14 protein-coding genes are annotated in these 18,089 nt (G+C 58.8%); 3 read left to right on the top strand and 11 right to left on the bottom strand.

The features are described 5' to 3' along the window. The first annotated feature begins 77 nt into the window (after positions 1 to 77). Positions 78 to 1,736, top strand: coding sequence for a phosphoethanolamine transferase (locus tag AB4N74_RS07330; protein ID WP_427120565.1), 1,659 nt, complete (start codon positions 78 to 80; stop codon positions 1,734 to 1,736). A gap of 127 nt (positions 1,737 to 1,863) precedes the next feature. Here AB4N74_RS07330 and AB4N74_RS07325 read toward each other — a convergent pair whose 3' ends face one another. The 11 genes from AB4N74_RS07325 to AB4N74_RS07275 form a co-directional block, all read right to left on the bottom strand. Then, positions 1,864 to 2,142 (bottom strand): DUF971 domain-containing protein, encoded by a 279-nt coding sequence (locus AB4N74_RS07325; protein WP_460099039.1) that lies wholly within the window; start codon positions 2,140 to 2,142, stop codon positions 1,864 to 1,866. Beyond that, complete coding sequence (locus AB4N74_RS07320; RefSeq protein ID WP_093433519.1) at positions 2,139 to 3,101, bottom strand: HEAT repeat domain-containing protein; 963 nt, start codon at positions 3,099 to 3,101, stop codon at positions 2,139 to 2,141. Before AB4N74_RS07320 ends, AB4N74_RS07325 begins: the two co-directional genes overlap by 4 nt. After that, on the bottom strand, positions 3,098 to 3,946 hold the full coding sequence (locus AB4N74_RS07315; protein ID WP_007912497.1) for an ABC transporter ATP-binding protein: 849 nt from the start codon (positions 3,944 to 3,946) through the stop codon (positions 3,098 to 3,100). Before AB4N74_RS07315 ends, AB4N74_RS07320 begins: the two co-directional genes overlap by 4 nt. Next, entirely contained in the window at positions 3,946 to 4,728 is a 783-nt protein-coding gene (locus tag AB4N74_RS07310; protein WP_460099036.1) for an ABC transporter permease, read from the bottom strand. The genes AB4N74_RS07315 and AB4N74_RS07310 overlap by 1 nt, the downstream gene beginning before the upstream one ends. Positions 4,729 to 4,980: 252 nt before the next feature. Beyond that, the gene (locus AB4N74_RS07305; protein ID WP_460099033.1) at positions 4,981 to 6,405 is read right to left on the bottom strand and encodes an ABC transporter substrate-binding protein; all 1,425 of its coding nucleotides are present in this window, start codon (positions 6,403 to 6,405) and stop codon (positions 4,981 to 4,983) included. Positions 6,406 to 6,612: 207 nt separating this feature from the next. After that, on the bottom strand, positions 6,613 to 6,858 hold the full coding sequence (locus AB4N74_RS07300; protein ID WP_003225615.1) for a 4Fe-4S dicluster domain-containing protein: 246 nt from the start codon (positions 6,856 to 6,858) through the stop codon (positions 6,613 to 6,615). Between the two features lie 26 nt (positions 6,859 to 6,884). Beyond that, positions 6,885 to 8,615: a fumarate reductase/succinate dehydrogenase flavoprotein subunit gene (locus AB4N74_RS07295; protein WP_460099028.1), complete on the bottom strand. Its 1,731-nt coding sequence runs from the start codon at positions 8,613 to 8,615 to the stop codon at positions 6,885 to 6,887. Next, complete coding sequence (locus tag AB4N74_RS07290) at positions 8,612 to 9,364, bottom strand: GntR family transcriptional regulator (RefSeq protein WP_186624160.1); 753 nt, start codon at positions 9,362 to 9,364, stop codon at positions 8,612 to 8,614. Before AB4N74_RS07290 ends, AB4N74_RS07295 begins: the two co-directional genes overlap by 4 nt. 210 nt (positions 9,365 to 9,574) lie before the next feature. Then, positions 9,575 to 10,543, bottom strand: coding sequence for a Gfo/Idh/MocA family protein (locus tag AB4N74_RS07285; protein WP_460099023.1), 969 nt, complete (start codon positions 10,541 to 10,543; stop codon positions 9,575 to 9,577). Between the two features lie 10 nt (positions 10,544 to 10,553). Continuing rightward, a complete protein-coding gene (locus tag AB4N74_RS07280) occupies positions 10,554 to 11,441 on the bottom strand; it encodes a Dyp-type peroxidase (protein WP_414925831.1) in 888 nt (295 codons plus the stop codon). A 185-nt stretch (positions 11,442 to 11,626) separates the two neighbouring features. After that, positions 11,627 to 12,724, bottom strand: coding sequence for an AraC family transcriptional regulator (locus tag AB4N74_RS07275; RefSeq protein ID WP_320336969.1), 1,098 nt, complete (start codon positions 12,722 to 12,724; stop codon positions 11,627 to 11,629). Between the two features lie 209 nt (positions 12,725 to 12,933). Here AB4N74_RS07275 and AB4N74_RS07270 point away from each other — a divergent pair, with 209 nt between their 5' ends. Together AB4N74_RS07270 and AB4N74_RS07265 are read left to right on the top strand one after the other, a co-directional pair. Beyond that, entirely contained in the window at positions 12,934 to 13,881 is a 948-nt protein-coding gene (locus AB4N74_RS07270) for a SphA family protein (RefSeq protein WP_460099018.1), read from the top strand. A gap of 269 nt (positions 13,882 to 14,150) precedes the next feature. Beyond that, positions 14,151 to 18,002, top strand: a complete 3,852-nt coding sequence (locus tag AB4N74_RS07265) for an Ig-like domain repeat protein (RefSeq protein ID WP_460099015.1) — start codon at positions 14,151 to 14,153, stop codon at positions 18,000 to 18,002. The last annotated feature ends 87 nt before the right edge of the window (positions 18,003 to 18,089 follow it).

Raw genomic sequence — 18,089 nt, 5'->3', positions numbered from 1 at the left:
CGAATTTTTTACTAATGTTCTTCTACAGTTACACGCGCAACCGCGTGGTTTTCTATTCAAGTAGAGGAATGTTTGACATGGCTTTGGGCAACGGACTGCGTTTACCGTCCATCACTCCTACCCGACTGGTGCTGCTGTTTTCCCTGGCGCTGGTGGCGTTGTACAACCTGGCGACCTGGAAGGCGCTGGGCACCCTGATCACTTTGCAAGGCGCGCACAAACTGGCGTTTTTCGCCTCGTTCGCGCTGTTTTTGTGGGCCGCGATCACCCTGCTGCTGACCCTGGTATCGTTTCGCTGGACACTGAAACCGGCGCTCACCGTGGTCGCTCTGCTCTCGGCCTGCGCTGCCTATTTCATGAACGAATACGGCATCACCATCGACACGGTGATGATTCAGAACGTCTTCGAAACCAACCCCGCCGAAGCCACCGCGCTGTTCAGCGGCAAGCTGTTGGCTTACCTGCTGCTGCTCGGGGTGTTGCCGGCGGCGCTGATCTGGCGCTGGCCGGTGAGTTATCGACCGTTCTTTCGCGGCCTGCTCAACAAGCTGCTGGTGATCATCGCCTGTGTGCTGGTGATCGCCGCGTCGGTGGGCGCGTTCTATTCGACCTACGCGCCAATCTTCCGCGAAGAAGACAAGCTCACCCACTTCATCAACCCGACCAACTACATCTACGCGATCAGCAAGTACACCAAGCAACGCCTGGGCATCAAAAAACATTTCGTGGTGCAGGCCATCGGCGAAGACGCGGTGATGAGTGCCAACGCGGCCAGCCGCGAGAGGAAATCGCTGATGGTCTTCGTGGTCGGTGAAACCGCCCGCGCCGATCATTTCTCGCTAAATGGCTACGAGCGCGAGACCAATCCCGAACTGAGCAAACTCGACATCCTCAACTTCACTCAGGTGCATTCCTGCGGCACGTCGACGGCCGTCTCGGTGCCGTGCATGTTCTCGATGTTCCCGCGTGAGGATTACAGCGACAAGAAAGGCAAAACCTACCAAGGCCTGCTCGATATCCTCCAGCGTGCCGGCGTGCAAGTGCTGTGGCTGGACAACAACAGCGACTGCAAAGGCACCTGCCTGCGCGTACCGCATCGCGACATTTCGAAGAATCAGCCGGGGCCATTCTGCAATGGCAACAACTGCCTCGACGAGGCGCTGTTGCAAGACCTGCAAAGCTACATCGACAGCCTCAAGGGCCACGCGATCATTGTCCTGCACGCCGATGGCAGTCACGGCCCGGAATACTACGAGCGTTACCCGAAAGAGATGGAGCGCTTCAAACCGATCTGCCACACCAACCAGTTGGGCAGTTGCAGCCGCGATGAACTGGTGAACGTGTACGACAACACCATCCTCTACACCGACCATTTCCTTGCCAAGGTCATCGAACTGCTCAAGCGCAATCAGGACTCACTGGACACGTCGATGGTGTATGTCTCCGATCACGGTGAATCGCTGGGCGAAAACGGTTTGTATCTGCACGCGGCGCCGTATGCGCTGGCACCTGAAGCGCAGACGCACGTGCCGATGGTGATGTGGTTCGGCAATGGCACGCTCGCCAGTGAAGGGATCGATCGCGGTTGTTTGCAAGGTAAGACCGGGCAGGCCGATCTGAGCCACGACAACCTGTTCCACTCGGTGCTGGGGCTGTTTGATGTGAGGACGTCGGTGTATCAGCCGGGGCTGGATATTTTTCATGGCTGCCGGCCTTCGATGACGGCTGCGCAATAACCTGGATGCTGCGCAGATCCCTTGTAGGAGTGAGCCTGCTCGCGATAGCGGTGGATCAGCCAACATCATTGTTAAATGACACACCGCGATCGCGAGCAGGCTCACTCCTACAGGGGGATGTGGTGGATCAGGGGCTGAGGTTTGCCAGATAGGCCCACGGGTAGATGCCGCGTTGATGGCCGTCGCTGAAGATCAGTTGCACGCCGTAGCCCTGGGGGTTGAGTCCGATCAGGCGCACGCGATCATCCACCCGTGGTGTCATGCCTTTGAGGCGAAACGCGCGGCATTGCGAGCACGGGCACTGGCGGCGCAGTTCGGCGTGATTGAGCTGTTGTTCGCGGCCGTCCGGCCAGCTCAAGCGCAAGGTGCCTTCGCTTTGCGAATTAGCCATCGACAGCGGGTTCATTGCAACTGACTCAAGGCGATGCGCACGGCTTTGCGCACCTCCGGGTCGCCGTCGTCCTGCGCGGCCTGCAACGCGGCCACGGCGCCGCGATCATGCAGTTCGCCCAAGGCCAGCGCGGCTTCCTTGCGCAAGTTGCTGATGCGATGGCCGAGGGTGTCGATCAGAGCGTCCAGCGCCGGGGCGAAACGCAAACGGCCGAGGCTGCGAGTGGCGCGCAGGCGCACTTGCCAATAATCATCGCTCAAGGCTTCGACGAGCGCGGAACCAGCGTCAATGTGGCCGACCTTGCCCAAGGTCGTCGCGGCTTCTTCGCGTACTTGCCAGGCGTCATCCCGCAAGGCCTGGCGCAGGGCTGGCAACACTTCGGCGCTGGAGGCCAAGCCCAAAGCGCCAGTCGCAGCACGGCGTACTTCGGTGTCGGGGTCAGCGCTGGCCAATCGTGCCAGGGCGGGCAAAGCGTCGAGCTGCTTGAGCCAGCCGAGCACGCCAACGGCTTCACGACGAACGCTGGCGTCGGCATCGTTCAGCGCCGAAACCGCTGCCGGCGCGGCGGCGGCGAAACGCAACTCACGCAAGGCACGGAATGCGGCGATACGCACGCTGACGTCGGCATGATCGGTCCACGGCAAAATCACCTGCCCCGCCGCTTCCGTTTTGAGCAAGCTCAGGCTCTGCGCGGCGGCCGATTGCACGGCGAGCGACGGGTCGGTCAAGGCTTCACACAAGGCCTGCACGACGTCCTCATCCTCCCAGGCCTCCAGCAAACGTGCGGCTTCAGCGCGAACTTCTTCGGCGGGATCTTGCCTCAGGCGATCAACCAGCCAGAGCAAGCCATCCGGTTCTTCCAGATCCGCCAGATCAATCAGCGCAATGCGCCGCACACCGGCGTCTTCAGCGGCGAGGCGCGGTTGCAGATCGAGAATGTCCTGGTTATCGGTCACAGCAAAAATAGAGGTCATAGGGCAAATCGCGGCAAAGGGTTTTCAGGAGGCAGACCGAGCGGGTTGAGGCGCGGCAGCGGTCGGTCGTTGTCGTGGCGCAGCAGATCGAGGCAGTGGCGTTTGAGTCGGGAGAATTCAGGGCTGGTGACCAGTTCGCTGGTGCGTGGCCGGGCGAAATCCAGGCGCAAGTCTTCGATGATTCGCCCCGGTCGCGCGCTCATCACCAGCAAGCGGTCAGCGAGAAACAGCGCCTCGTCGATGTCATGGGTGACGAACACCACCGTGGTGCGGATCCGCGTCCAGATGTCCAGCAGCAGTTCCTGCATGTTCAGCCGGGTCAGCGCATCCAGCGCGCCGAACGGTTCGTCCATCAGCAGCAAGCGCGGACGATTGACCAACACTCGGGCGATCTCGACGCGTTGCTGCATGCCGCCGGAAAGCTGATCGGGCCAGCGTTCGGCAAAACCTTCGAGGCCGACCAGTTTGAGGATTTCATCGGCGGCGCGGTGGCGCTCAGCCTTGCCGATGCCACGCATTTTCAGGCCGAAAGCCACGTTGTCACGCACCGTGCGCCACGGAAACAACGTGTGGTGCTGGAACACCATGCCGCGCTGTGGAGACGGCCCGGACACCGCCGCGCCATCGACTTTCAGACTGCCGGCATGAGCGCTGAGGTGCCCGGCCAAGGCGCCGAGCAAGGTCGATTTGCCACAACCAGACGGACCAAGAATGCACACGAACTGGCCCGGCTCAATCTGGCAATCAAGTTCGCGCACGGCTTCGAACGCTTCACGCCCTGCGCCGAGGACGATGGACAACTGGCGAATGTCGATCCGCCCTTCCGGGGTTTGCATCACGCTCATCAGGCTTTTCCTCGCGGTCGATGCCAGGGCGTGAACAGCCCGCCGAGGCGTTTGATCAGCAGGCTGCTGCCCATGCCCAACACGCCGATCAGCAGCATGCCGACGACGATGTCGGCGTAGTTCTGAATCGTGTAGGACTCCCAGGTGTAATAACCGATGCCGAACTGACCGGAGATCATTTCCGCGGTGACCAGACAGAACCATGAGGTACCCATGCCGATCGCCAGGCCCGTGATGATGCTGGGTGCGGCGCCGGGCAGGATCACTTCCAGCAGGATCGCCCGGCGCCCTGCCCCGAGGCTTTTCGCCGAGGCGATCAGGCGTGGGTCGACGCCTTCGACGCCGTGTACGGTGTTGAGCAGGATCGGGAACAGCGCGCCGGTGAAGGTGATGAAGACCATCGACAGTTCGGAGGATGGGAACATCAGGATCGCCAGTGGAATCCAGGCGACGGCGGGGATTGGGCGCAGGACTTCCAGCGGTGGCAGCAGCAGGTCTTCGGCCCACTTCGAACGGCCGATGGCTAAACCGAGGGCGACGCCGATCAGCAATGCGGTGAGGTAACCGGCGAAGACGCGGCTGAGGCTGGCGGTGAGGTGTTCTAGGAGTTTGCCTGAGTCACCGAGGCCCAAAGCGGCTTCGAGCACCGCGATAGGTGTCGGCACGTTGGCGAAGGTGACCAGGCCGAGGTTCCAGTGGTGGCTGGCGGCGAGTTGCCAGAACAGCAGGCAGAGCAGCAAGGAGGCGGCTCTTGATGTCCAGCGTAGGGTGGGTGTTTTCATGGAGCGGGTTTCCAGTTGTGGATCTGTGTTGTGGCTGAGATTTACCCCCTCACCCCAGCCCTCTCCCCCAAGGGGGCGAGGGGGAAAGGGAGCCGATCTTCGTGCTTTTCAAAACCTGCGTTCGGCTCGATAGAGTCTTTTCAAATCCTGAGTTCAACTCGGTATTTCAGGTCGGCGTAGCTAGTCCAAACACCACGGTCAGTCCCCTCTCCCTCTGGGAGAGGGTTAGGGTGAGGGGCTCTTGATCTTCAACTAGCGGGCGACGACCGCCTGGGTCGTGGCATCCGTAAAATCGAGAACCTTGCCACCCTGCGCCGACGCATATTGCTGAGCCTGCCCCTTAAGCAAAAACGCACTCAACCGGCCCTTCGCATCACTGGCAAACCACGCCTGCTCAGCCAGCAACTTGATTCCGCTGTCACTGGCCTGTGCATACACGGCACGGATGTTTTTGCCTTCCTGCTTCAACGCGGCGAGCGCAGTGAACGCCTCTTCCGCTGAAGCGTATTGGCGCACCTTGTCCTCACCCCGCACCCAGATTTCGGCGACATGGCTGAAGTCAGTAATCGCTTTCCCCGTCGCCGCATCCGTGGCCTTCAACGGCGTCTGCGCGTAATTGGCCAGTTGCGCCGTGTAATCGAGGTTCGACGCCTTGAACGCCGCACGGATGTACTGATCGTCAATGAAGCTGTTCAGATCGAGCCCGCGATCAGCCTTCTTCAACAGCTTCAACGTATCGATGGCCGTGCCAACCGCCTGACGATATTCCGGCTTCCAGCTCAAGTCGCGGGTCTGCACACCGAGCGGGCCGTGGAACAGGTAATTCACTTCGGCATCGACACCGGTGACTTTGGCGATCAGTTCGCTGTACTTCTCAGGCTCGGCGGCGAGCAGTTGATTGGCCTCGATGCTCGCCCGCAAATAGGCGACGACGACTTCCGGGTACTTCTTCGCATAAGCCTGATCCACCAGCGCACCGTGGAACGTCGGCGCATTGGCCTGAGCGCCGTCGTAGATCTTGCGGGCGAAGCCCCGGCTCGGAAACAGCTCGGCGAACGGCACGAAATCAGCGTGGGCGTCGATCTTGCCGGCCTGCAACGCCGAGCCGGCGACTTCTGGTGGCTGGGCAATGATGTTGACGTCCTTGAGCGGATCCCAGCCCTGCTCCGCCACCGCGCGCAACAACATACCGTGGGCGGTGGAGGCGAACGGCACAGAAATGGTCTTGCCCTTGAGTTCGCTCAGCGATTGCACGCCGGACGCGCTCGGCACGACGATGCCGTTGCCGCTGCCCTTGATGCTCCCCGACAGTACGCTGATGAACAGGCTGTGCTTGCCGGCAGTTTCGAACGCAACACCGTTGAACGCACCTGGGAAATCGGCCATGGCGCCGAAGTCGAGTTTGCCGGCGACCATCTCGTTGGTCAGTGGCGCGCCGCTGGTGAAGTTTTTCCACTGCACGTCGTACTTGGCGTCTTTGTAAGTGCCGTCGTGGGGCAGGTATTTGTCGAGCAGACCGAGTTCACGAATCAACAGACCGCCAGCGGCGCAATTGATGGTGGTGTCCTGGGTGCCGATGGCGATGCGGATGGTTTCGGCTGAGGCCGACAAAGTGAACGAAGCCAGTACCAGACCGGCGATTGCTGCACGCAACATGAGTGTTTCCCCTCGAATCATTTATTTGAGTTCGTCTCCGCCGCGATCAGGGCGCGGTGGGAAACGAGGGGTGTTTTTCAATTCAGCGTCCGGTGTTTCCGGATGGCTTTGGGGTGTCGTAGATCTACTGTAGGAGTGAGCCTGCTCGCGATAGCGGTGTGTCAGCCAGCACATCTACATCAGACCCACCGCTATCGCGAGCAGGCTCACTCCTACAGGGATCGGGTTTCAACGCAGGAGATAGGGGATGTCGACCTTGACGGCGCCGGTCGGGCAATCCTTCTCGCACGGCATGCAATACCAGCATTCGTCGAACGCCATATAAGCCTTCTGCGTCGCCGGGTTAATCGCCAGCAAGTCCATCGGGCAGACGTCGACACACACGGTGCAGCCCTTTTCGGCGATGCATTTGTCCTCGTCCACGGTGACGGGGGCGTTGGAGCGGAAGAAGATTTCCTGAGCTTGATAGGCCATGGTCCGGATTCTCTTTTAGGGATGCATCAAGCGGCGAAAGCGCCAACCCGCAAGCGGTCGTACGCCTGCATTTCTTCGGCATCGAGCGGAATGATGTAAGGCTCGACGGCTTTCTTGAAACTGGTCATCCGGCCGTCCTCGTCCTTCTTCAGATGGCAGTGGCAGAACCATTCACTGTCGTTGCGCTGCGGGTGATCGACGCGATAGTGGTACAGGCCCCAGCGACTTTCGGCGCGAAACAGCGAGGCGCGTGCAGCCATTTCGGCGCAGTCGCGAATCACGCTGGTTTCCATCGCGCGCATCAGTTCATGGGCGTTGTTGGCCTTCATCTGCTCGAGATCGCGCTCGATGTCGCTGAAGCGTTGCAGGCCGATCTGCATTTTCTTGGTCACTTTCGGCGGTTGCAGGTAATCGTTAACGAAGCGCCGCAGCTTGTATTCGACCTGCGCCGGCGGCAGTCCATGTTCGCGATCCAGCGGGGCGTAGACCCGGGCCTTTTCCTTTTCGATCTGCGCGGCATCCAGCGCAGAAAACTCGCGACCGGCGACAAAATCTGCGGCGTTATGCCCGGCGAACCAGCCGTAGGTGAACGCGCCGAGCATGTAATTGTGCGGCACAGCGGCCATGTCACCCGCCGAGTACAAACCTTTCACCGAGGTCTCGGCGCGTTCGTTGACCCACACCCCGGAGGCCGAGTGACCGCTGCAAAAACCGATTTCGGAGATGTGCATCTCGACCATTTGCGTGCGGTAATCGGTGCCGCGATTGGCGTGGAACTGGCCGCGACTCGGGCGCTCGTTGCTGTGCAGAATCTCTTCGATGTTCTGGATGGTTTCCTCGGCCAGGTGATCGAGTTTGAGGAACACCGGGCCGTTGCCGCTTTCCAGTTCCTGGTGGAATTCCCACATCATCTGCCCGCTCCAGTAGTCGCACTCGATGAAGCGTTCGCCCTTGTTGTTGGCGGTGTAGCCACCCAGCGGACCGGTCACGTAGGCGCAGGCCGGGCCGTTGTAATCCTTGATCAGCGGGTTGATCTGAAAGCACTCGAGGTTGGCCAGTTCGGCACCCGCGTGATAGGCCATCGCGTAACCGTCGCCAGCGTTGGTCGGGTTCTCGTAGGTGCCCATCAGGTAGCCCGACGAAGGCAGACCGAGTCGCCCGGCAGCGCCACAAGCGAGAACTACAGCCTTGGCCTTGATCACATGGAAATCGGCCGTGCGACAATCGAAGCCCATCACACCGTTGACGGTGCCCTCCTCGTCAGTCAGCAACCGCGTGCAGACGAGACGATTGGTGATGCTCACCCGCGCACGTTTCAACTGCCGATAGAGGACTTTTTTGATGTCGTGCCCCTCCGGCATCGGCAGCACGTAAGCACCCATGTGGTGGACTTTTTTCACCGCGTAATCGCCGGTCTCGTCCTTCTCGAACTTCACGCCCCAGCGATCAAGCTGTTCGATGGTTTCGAAGCTGTGGGTGGCGTAGGCGTAAACGGCGGCCTGATTGACGATGCCGTCGTTGGCGATGGTGATTTCCTTGGTGTACTGCTCGGGCGTCGAGTGGCCGGGAATGATCGCGTTGTTCAGGCCGTCCATGCCCATGCTGATCGCGCCGCTGCGTTTGACGTTGGCCTTGTCGACCAGCAGCACGCGCAAGTCGCGGTTCTTTTCCTTGGCCTTGATCGCGGCCATCGGGCCTGCGGTGCCACCGCCAATGACGACGATGTCGTATTCCTGTTCGAGCACGTTGCGGGTCATGCCTGCTCCCCTTTTTGCCGGTCGATCCGCAGGCGGTACTGGAACGCATCGCCACGGTAGTAAAGGTGTTCGAAGTCCAGCGGCTGGCCTTGCGCGTCGTGGGTCAGACGCTCGATGCGCATGATCGGCGAGCCGGCCTCGACGTTCAGCGCCTGGGTCAGATCGCTGTCAGCCAGCATTGCGTCGATGGCCAGATCGGCGTGACCGAGGGCGATGCCGCAGTCGTTTTCGAGGATCAGAAAGATGTCGCGGGTGACCAGATCGGCCTTCTCCAGCCGCTCGCCGACGGCTTTGGGCAGGTAGGTGATTTCCAGCGAGATCGGTTCACGATTGATCAGGCGCACGCGTTTGATCTGCGCGACGATCTCGCCCTCGGCGACTTGCAAACGCTCGGCGACACGCTTGTCGGCCGGGATGAATTTGAAGCTGCGCAGGCGGTTGATCACCTCGTAGCCACGCCCGGTCATCGACTCGGCGAGGCCTTGCAGGCTGCTGACGTTCTGAAAGGTTTTCGGTTTGGCGACGAAGGTGCCTTTGCCGTGGATCTTGAAGATCAGCCCTTCTTTTTGCAGATCGCCCAGCGCCTGGCGCACGGTGATGCGGCTGACTTTGAACAGCGCACCGAGTTCGCTTTCGGAGGGCATCTGGCTGTCTTGCGGGTATTCACCGTCGAGGATCCGCGCACGGAGGACGTCGCGCAGTTGGGTGTGCAGCGGGACACTGCTTAGGGAGAGAACGTTATCGGTCATCACGGGATCACTTGTTATAACGAGTTATGACGTGATCTTAGAGATGTTATGACAAGGTTGAGAAATATTGTTTGGGCATAACCTTAGATACTTCACACGGTCGCTTTTTGTAGGAGTGAGCCTGCTCGCGATAGCGGTGGGTCAGTCATTGATGTGTTGTCTGACACACCGCTATCGCGAGCAGGCTCACTCCTACAGGGGAATTGTGCGCTACTGGCGTTTGAGGATCTGGTCCATGACCCAGTCGGTCTTGAGCGCTTGTTCGGCAACGGCAGGGTGTTGTGAGTCGCCACGAATGTGCGCATTCATGCCCAGCACGTGATGCCACTGGATGTGCTCGTGATGGGGGATTTCCAGGCTGAGGTGTTCATCGGCATGCAACTGCACGGGATGCTCATCAAACACCGAAAAACTGATCCGCCCGAGGCTGCCAATGATCTCGACGCGATCCTCACGCCGATCCGCGACAAAGCTCCAGCAACCCATGCCCAGCGCCCCGGAGGCGAACCGCCAACTGGCGCTGACGGCATCTTCAGCTGCATACAAACCGGCCTGACGCGCGGTGAATCCAGCGACTTCAACGATGTCACCGAGCAGATACTGAAACAGGTCAAAGCCGTGGCTGGCGAGGTCGGCGAAGTAACCGCCACCGGCCACTGCCGGATCGGTGCGCCAGTTGTCGCGACCGTCCAGATCCGCCGGCGAAGGCGCCTTGGTCAGCGTCCAGCTCAAGTGCCGTACGTCACCGATGCACCCCTCCTCCAACCATTGCCGCACCTGTGCAAAGCGCGGCAACGAACGGCGGTAGTAGGACACGAACAAGTGCAAACCGGCGTCGGCAAACGCTTTTTGCATCTCGCGACTTTGCCCGGCATTCAGCGCCATGGGCTTTTCCACGCAGCAATGTTTGCCGGCCGCAGCGACTTTCAGGCTGTAGGCGTGGTGGCTGTCGGGCGGCGTGGCGATGTACACCGCGTCCACCTCGGGATCGTTGATCAGTGCATCGACGTCGGTGTAGACCCGCTCGATACCGTGGCGCGCGGCGTAGTCAGTCACGGCCTCAAGGCGTCGGCCCATTACCGCCACCAGTGCCGAACCGGGCGCCTTGTAGAAGGCCGGCCCGCTCTTGCGCTCGGCGACGCTGCCACAACCGATCATGCCCCAACGCACCACGTCCATGTCTCTTCCTTTAGCCGACGCGCAAGGCGCGCAGATCAAGGTGACCGTCCTTGAGCGGCGGGCACCAGTAGTAGCCGCCAGTGATTGGGCGGCTGATGCGATAGAGGCCATCGGTGATGCCGTCTTCCAGGCCGCTCATACGGCGCAGTTGCGCTTCGAAGGCATCCAGCGAGAAACCGAAGGCGAGGAACATCAGACCGGCACGATCACCTTCAATCCACGGCATCGAGCGGCGCACGACGAACGCTTCTGGGGCAAAGCTTTCCTGCGCGGTGCGCTTGACGTGGGCGGAGACTGGCGCGTCGTCGATCTCTTCGTTGTCGCTGAGGCGACGGCCCATGATGTTGTCTTTGTCCTCGGACGAGAGTTTGTGGAAACCCTTGAGGTCGTGCTGCCATTGCTGGATCGCGGCGAAGCTGCCACCGACCATGCCGTCAGTGCCGGCACTTTGCAGGGCGGCAGCGATGGCGGCTTCGTCGTGGGGGTTTTCGGTGCCGTCTTCATAGCCGGTCAGGTCGTGACCGTCCTTGTGGCGGAAGGCTTCCTGCATCTCGACCAGACGCAGGGCTGGTGCGAGTGCGGCTTCGAGAGCGTTGCAGCGGTTGAGCAGTTCACCACGGTCGACGCCGTGCAGCCACACCCACAGTGCGTGCTGGGTCGACGGGTTCTCGACGCCAACGCCGGTCAGCGCCGGGAAGCTGCGCAGGCCGCCGATCTGCACGTTGAGCGCCTTGACCAGGGATTCACCAAAACCGACCACCGCCGACTTGCCGTCCACCTGATTGAGCAGGCTGTCGAGCGCCTGAGGCAGGGCTTCAACCGACTCAAGGGCGAAAAACAGGTGACGCGCTTGCGCAGGAACAGGGGTGGCGAGAATGCCCGGCTGGTAGTAACTCATGTGAACTCCTTGGGAAAGTGCGCGGGAGTTTACCTGTGGCCGGAGGGTTTGTGTGGGTTTGGATGGAAGTCAAAAGCACCCTCACCCTAGCCCTCTCCCGGGGGGAGAGGGAACTGATTCGGGAATATTGAAGAGCTACGCCGACTTGAACGCGCTGTACCGAATCCATAATCGACAAAAATCTTTCAGGTCGATGTATGACGCAAGACACCCCCGTCGGCCCCCTCTCCCTCTGGGAGAGGGCTGGGGTGAGGGTTAGCGTCATTACGCCAAGCGCTAGGGCTCAGCCCCGTCCAGCGCTTGAACGCCCGCCGAAAACTGCGCACATCGCTGTAGCCCACCTCCTCGGTAATCCGCTCAATCGGCATATCGGGATTGGCCAGCAGACTCAAGGTCCGCGCCTGCCGCACCTGCTCCAGCAACGCCTCAAACGTCAACGCATGCTCAGTCAACCGCCGGCGCAACGTGCGACTGCTCATGTTCAAATCGCCGGCAATCTTTTCAATGTGACTGCCGCTACTCAAATCCCGGGCAATCGCCCGCTCCACCGCTTGAATCAGATCGAGCTTCTGATGCACCTGCGCTGCTTCCAGCTCCAGCAATGCAACGGCCTGACGCAACGCCAGCGAATGATGATTAGGCAGGTGCACGTCCAGCCATTGCCCATCGATCAGCATGCGATTGTGCAGGCAACCGAAGCGTACATCCGGCCCCAGCAGGCGGTGATATTCGGCCAGGTAATCCGGCGCGGCATGCACAAATTCCACGGCAATCGCCTTGAACTCGGCCCCCACCAGTGCGCGGCCATACACCAGCAAACTGGCGAAGAACTCCTCGACCGCAAACACCTGCACGTCGGCAAATGGCAAGCGGCATTCAGCATCGAGATGCACCTGCCCGCCGACCACATCGACGCTGGAAACGACGATGCCGCCCGACGTGTGCTGGTGACGAATGCCGAGGGCAAAGGCATCGCGCAAGGTCTTGCACAGCGACAACACGTGCCCGAGCAGGCCCAGTGTGCCGAGTACATTCTGCGCGCCGACCCACAGCCCCAAACCCTGATTGGGCAGCACTTTGAGTGCGCGCTGAATCATCGCCACGGCCTGGCGATAGGAAATCCGCTGCGCCGGATCCTGCAGATCCTCAAGGGTGAAACCCAGCCCACGGCAGAGGCTCTGGGAATCGATTCCTCTGTTCTGCACGACTTCGGCGAGGGTTTGCAGGAGGAACGGCGAGACCAGCGCCAGTTCGAAGGTCGGGTCTTGGACTTTTACGTTCATGGGGCTGACATTCCGGATCACGCTTGATTGTTATTTTTGTAACCGGTTATGTCGAAGGAAGTTAGCACAGGGTGCGCGAACTGTCCGCAGATGCCCCCTTGGTGTCCGCCAATACCCTGCCCCAACGTACGCCAAACGCTTATTTCTAGCGTACCGGCGCTCCGAGCGACCGGTACCAGGTCCCAATCACAATAATAATGAGGACAGTCATGAGCCAGAACCGTGCAACATCCTTCTTGCCGCTCGCCCTTTTCATCGCAGGTTGCACCCTGACGTTGCCCGCGCTGGCCACCGAAGCCGGGGTCGACAACATCGGCACCGGCACCGACGGTTTCTTCATGCTGCCGCTGGAAGTCGACAGCCTTCCGGAGAACATGGTCGCGTTCAACCTCTACTACAACCATTACAAGGCAACCAGGTTCAACATCAGCTCGCTGGGTGGCAAGGTGCCGAATGTCGAAATCGAATCCACCGCGGTGATTCCGCGTCTCGATTACTTGAGCCCGGTGCGTGTGTTCGGCGGACGTCTGGCGGGCTACATCGCCCAGCCGTGGTTGAAGCAGGAAGTCTCGGTGTTCGGCCTGAGCGACACCCGCGAAGGCATGGGCGATACCACCTTCGCGCCGATCATTCTGTGGGACATGGGCAAAAACCTGACCCTCGGCGCCGCCGTGGAAGTCACCGTGCCCACCGGCGAATACAGCGTCGATCGACTGGCCAACACCAGCAACAATTTCTACACCTACAAACCGCTGTTCTCGTTCACCTGGTTGCCGACCGACAACACCGAAGTCTCGATGAAGACCACCTACAGCTTCAACGAAAAGAACAAGGACACCGACTACAAATCAGGACAGATTTTCCACTTCGATTATTCGGCCAGCTACAAGATCACCGACGACCTGATGCTCGGCGTCAACGGCTATTTCCTCAAACAAACCACCGACGACAAACAGTTCGGCCACACCGTGCAGTTCGCCGGGCAGGACGTTGATGATGGCGTGCGCGGCAAGGTGTTCGCGATTGGCCCGGCGCTGCACTTCACCTTTCTCAAGTACGCCAGTGCGGAGATTCGCTGGGCCAAAGAGTTTGATGTGGAGAACCGGCCGGAAGGGGAAATGTTGTGGGCGAAGGTGAGTATTCCGTACGCCTTTTGACCCTGCCAGATTGCGCTCAGAAGCGAACAGTGCTCAGACGGGCGCCCCATAAACAGACTCACCCCACACCTGACCGTCCGTCTGAAAACCGCTTACCCCTGTCAGATCTGACAGTAGTCAATGAGCAATCGATGGGACTAAAAGGGAATCACCCGTTTTTTCCCTTTCAGGCGGTGTTGCTCATGACTACTTTCAGACTTTTTCGACTTCCCCCACGCAGAGACTTATACGTCACACCGTTGCAAATCTATCCGGTGTACATCGCTGACATGACTCAGCCGGTTGTGAATGGCGACGGCGGTATCAACTTGGCAACATTCGAAAATTCCGAGGCTGGCATATTCAGTATTATCGACCCTTACCTCGGGATGGGGACTGGTGATGAAATCGAGATTTTCTGGAACGGCAACGTCATTCTCGAACTGAAAATAAAGCCCGAAGATGTCGATGAAAGATTGTTCTTCTTTCTCCCGACCACTGAAATTACCCCCGGTTACTCCGAGTGTTATTGCCAGGTGACCCGTTCAGGCGAACCGCTGCCGGATAATCCTTCTGCCGTATTGACGCTGTTGGTCAAATTGAATTTGCCCGCAGGCGAGGATGAAGAGCAGCATCTTCCCTGGCACTCACACCTCGACATTGTCGGGTTGCCGCAGGATGTCATCGACAATGGTGTCAGCAAAGAATGGTCGAGCAAGGGCGTGCCCATAACCATCAAGCGCTATCGAGAGATTACGCTGCGCGATGTCATCTGGGTGCGCTGGGGCAGTGTTCTTCTGACCCCGCACGTAGTAACAGAAGCCGAGGCCGACGGCACGCAAGAAATTGTCATCACCGCGTCGCCCGGTGACATCCTGACCGGCGGCGATGGCAATTCGTTGCCGATCAGGTACGAAATCCATGATGAGGTCTGGAACTGGTGCGAGAAATGGTCGAAGGAGACTACGGTTCAGGTGGATGCCGGTGCTGCTCGCCTGGACCCGGCCTTTTTCGAAGATGCCGATGATGGCGAACTCCATCTCGATCGACTGGACCATCAGGCGACCAACCTGCTGATCCGCCTCGAAATCAATAAAGAGTTCACCACGGGCGACACGATCGTAATCAATGTCGCCGGTGTCGGGGGCACCGGAACAGCGCCTCGTACTCTGACCGAGGAAGTCACCGTCGGCAATCTGCCCTACATTCTCGAGTTCCCGATCCCTTTTGCATTCGTCAGTCTCTTCGCCACCGGAACGCTCGATGGCTCCTATGTACTGCACAAAAAAAGCGATGGCTCGAAGCTCTATTCCAAACGCACCTTCGTCAAAGTGATAGGCAACCCGGCACTGTTGCCGGCTCCGGGCATAGAAGAGGTTATCGGCGCCATTTTGCCTGGGGACAGCAAAACAGCGACCGTATTAATTGCCTACCCGAGCCTTAAAACCGGTGACACGATCAACATGATCTGGGAAGGCACGAAATCAGACGGCAGTGCCTATGTGTATGAGGAACTGTATGACGTCAGCAGTAACGATCAGGAGGCAAAGCGTATTTACATCACTGTGTTGCAAGAGCACATCCTCGCGTTGAACAACGGCAGCCTCAAACTCTATTACCGGGTGTACAACGACGATCCTGCCGATTATGGACTCAGCGAGTCTGACTTTTTGCGGGTCGAAGTACGCGCACTCCCCGCCACACTACCAGCCCCCGATGTAGAGGAAGCCAAAGATGGCGTGATCGACCCGACGCTGGTGTATACCCAGGCTCATGTGCTGGTCAAACCGGTCAATTGGATGAAGGGCGACACGCTGACGTATCACTGGATTGGTTACACCTTTGATGGCTCAACCAAAGGCAGCATACCCATCACTGAGTTGTCGATCGACAAGACCGCGCGCTTTCGGGTGGATGCGCAATACGTGACTACCAACATCGGCTTTCCGGTCACAGTGATTTACACTCTGCTGCATGCCGCCACCGGGAAATACAGTTACTCAGCACCGTTGCGGGTAATCGTCGGGGTTCCGCTGGGTCGACTGCTTCCGCCTGTGGTCATTCAGGCCTCCGACGACACCCTTGATCCGATGGATGCGCTCAACGGTGTCGATGTCGAATGCAGCTACGACACCATGGATGAGAAGCTGGATCTGTTACGTCTGTTATGGACAGGTACGCCCGGCCCCGGAACATCAGAGGACCTCGAAAAACCCGCCGAAGCTAACGGTACTGTCACCTTCCACCTCCCCGCCTCTGTGGTGGGTGCCAACATCCTGAGCACTGTATCGGTCAAATACGCTGTGCAGCGCCATAAGTTATGGACGCAATCAGAGGAGTTGCCGCTGAACATTCTGGGTTTCCAGGACCCGGAAAAAGACTTGCCTGCGCCCGAAGTTCCGCAAGCCGTCAATGCCGTTCTGGATCTGATGGAGTTCAGCGGCGACGCCAATATTCTGGTCAAACCGTGGCCCTTCATTGCCGAAGGGCAAGTCGTGGATCTCAGTCTTGTAGGTCGTGCCAGTACCGGCGTCCACATCATCGAAGTGCTCAAAACACATAGGATCAGCAAGGAGCAAGCCGTCACCGGGCTTAATGAACCGTTGCTCAGGTCTGATGTGCTGAAGTTGCTCCACAGCTCTCCAGCCACCGTGACATGCTCGGTGATATTCAATGGCAGTGAGGATGCGGCAGTCGAATTTCCGAACCTGCCTTTGACGATACGCACACGCTACGACTACGTAACACCGATCATCACCAGTGTGAAAGATCCGCAAGACAAGGAGATTCCAGAAGCGACCGTGACCTACGACAAGCGCGTGAAAACTCAGGGTACCGCCACTCGGGGGGAAAAAGTCCGCGTCATGATCAACAACGCCCCACAAGACATAGTCGATGTCATCGCTCCCGGGACCTGGGAGTTGACTACCGGGGATTTGCTCGAAGGCTTGCAGAGCATAACGGTTGAGGCTTTGTATGATGCCGACCCGCCAATCAGTCAGCCACGAACGTTCACCATTGGTATCGCCACCCGGCCCAGTATTACCGCGGTCAATGACTCACTGGGGCCGGTCGCCAATAACGGAACAACCTACGATACCGAAATTGCAGTGGTCGTCTCAGCAGATCCGAATCAATCGGTGCAGCTTTACAATGGCACCAATACTATTGGCTTGCCTGTTTCCCTCGACGGTGATGGCGTCGGCGCAACTACATTGACTGATCTGACGGGTACAACATACTCCCTCAAAGCCAGGGCGATTTATGGTGATCAGTTGGAGTCACCAGTTCATAACTTTACTATCAAGCCGCACGACGCAATAACGCTGACCTCAATCAGGCACTCAGGAGGTGAACTGGTAGAGGGAGGAAGAACCTATGACAGCTCGGTCACTCTGACGGGCAAGTTCACTCCCTTATATGACGTACAGGTTTACGATAATGGCGGCGAGAAACAGATCGTACCTACCGGCCAAAACGGTACCTGGACAACCAGTCTTGCTATTGATACTGGTGAACATGCGGTGTACGTCAAAGCGCTGTCAACGAACCAGAAATCCGATACCCGAAATTTCAGAAGAGATCCCATTCCACCGTTGTACATTGACACATCCACCGCTTATCTCAGTGGATACATGGTCAGACATACCAATAGACCCGTGACCAATCCTCCCGCTGGAGCCTATTTAACTCGAGGCGCCAGCGGTGGCATACCGCCCTATCGCTATAGCACTGACAATACAGCCTATCTCCAGGTCGACGTTTCAACAGGGAGAGTGATTGGTGTACGTAATGGCGGTGCTCGCGTGATCGTTACAGATAGTCGAGGATCTACGGCGTCGTATTCTGTTTCTGTTCAAAACGTCTGGTATATCGCCAATTACGGGGGCGGCCGCCATAACCTGGCAACCATGTCAGCAACAGTGAACAACGCTGGAGGCCAATTTCCAGCCATTGGCGACTACAACAAACTGCGCTCAGTGTACGGAGGGGATCCAGGTGGGTATTCCTATGACTTCTACTGGGTAGCCGACAGACACCAATTGGGATCCCATTGGTTGCTACGCCCAGGAGACGGGGTTGTTTATGGTTCAAATGACAACGGCAGGGTGGGCTGTATCGGCGTCCTGTTACGGACCTGATCAAAGCCAATCGCTGACAAGCAACGGACAAATGAGCATTCATTTGTCCGTTGCTTTTTAAAGGACTAAGTCAATGAACTGGAACGC

The organism is Pseudomonas sp. H3_C08 (assembly GCF_054669455.1).
This window is presented reverse-complemented; position numbering and strand designations above follow the sequence as displayed.

What these genes read in the sequence shown, in the direction of transcription:
- AB4N74_RS07330 (WP_427120565.1), top strand. Translation starts at nt 78, where the DNA reads ATGGCTTTGGGCAACGGACTGCGTTTACCGTCCATCACTCCTACCCGA.
- AB4N74_RS07325 (WP_460099039.1), bottom strand. Translation starts at nt 2,142, where the DNA reads ATGAACCCGCTGTCGATGGCTAATTCGCAAAGCGAAGGCACCTTGCGC.
- AB4N74_RS07320 (WP_093433519.1), bottom strand. Translation starts at nt 3,101, where the DNA reads ATGACCTCTATTTTTGCTGTGACCGATAACCAGGACATTCTCGATCTG.
- AB4N74_RS07315 (WP_007912497.1), bottom strand. Translation starts at nt 3,946, where the DNA reads ATGAGCGTGATGCAAACCCCGGAAGGGCGGATCGACATTCGCCAGTTG.
- AB4N74_RS07310 (WP_460099036.1), bottom strand. Translation starts at nt 4,728, where the DNA reads ATGAAAACACCCACCCTACGCTGGACATCAAGAGCCGCCTCCTTGCTG.
- AB4N74_RS07305 (WP_460099033.1), bottom strand. Translation starts at nt 6,405, where the DNA reads ATGATTCGAGGGGAAACACTCATGTTGCGTGCAGCAATCGCCGGTCTG.
- AB4N74_RS07300 (WP_003225615.1), bottom strand. Translation starts at nt 6,858, where the DNA reads ATGGCCTATCAAGCTCAGGAAATCTTCTTCCGCTCCAACGCCCCCGTC.
- AB4N74_RS07295 (WP_460099028.1), bottom strand. Translation starts at nt 8,615, where the DNA reads ATGACCCGCAACGTGCTCGAACAGGAATACGACATCGTCGTCATTGGC.
- AB4N74_RS07290 (WP_186624160.1), bottom strand. Translation starts at nt 9,364, where the DNA reads ATGACCGATAACGTTCTCTCCCTAAGCAGTGTCCCGCTGCACACCCAA.
- AB4N74_RS07285 (WP_460099023.1), bottom strand. Translation starts at nt 10,543, where the DNA reads ATGGACGTGGTGCGTTGGGGCATGATCGGTTGTGGCAGCGTCGCCGAG.
- AB4N74_RS07280 (WP_414925831.1), bottom strand. Translation starts at nt 11,441, where the DNA reads ATGAGTTACTACCAGCCGGGCATTCTCGCCACCCCTGTTCCTGCGCAA.
- AB4N74_RS07275 (WP_320336969.1), bottom strand. Translation starts at nt 12,724, where the DNA reads ATGAACGTAAAAGTCCAAGACCCGACCTTCGAACTGGCGCTGGTCTCG.
- AB4N74_RS07270 (WP_460099018.1), top strand. Translation starts at nt 12,934, where the DNA reads ATGAGCCAGAACCGTGCAACATCCTTCTTGCCGCTCGCCCTTTTCATC.
- AB4N74_RS07265 (WP_460099015.1), top strand. Translation starts at nt 14,151, where the DNA reads ATGACTCAGCCGGTTGTGAATGGCGACGGCGGTATCAACTTGGCAACA.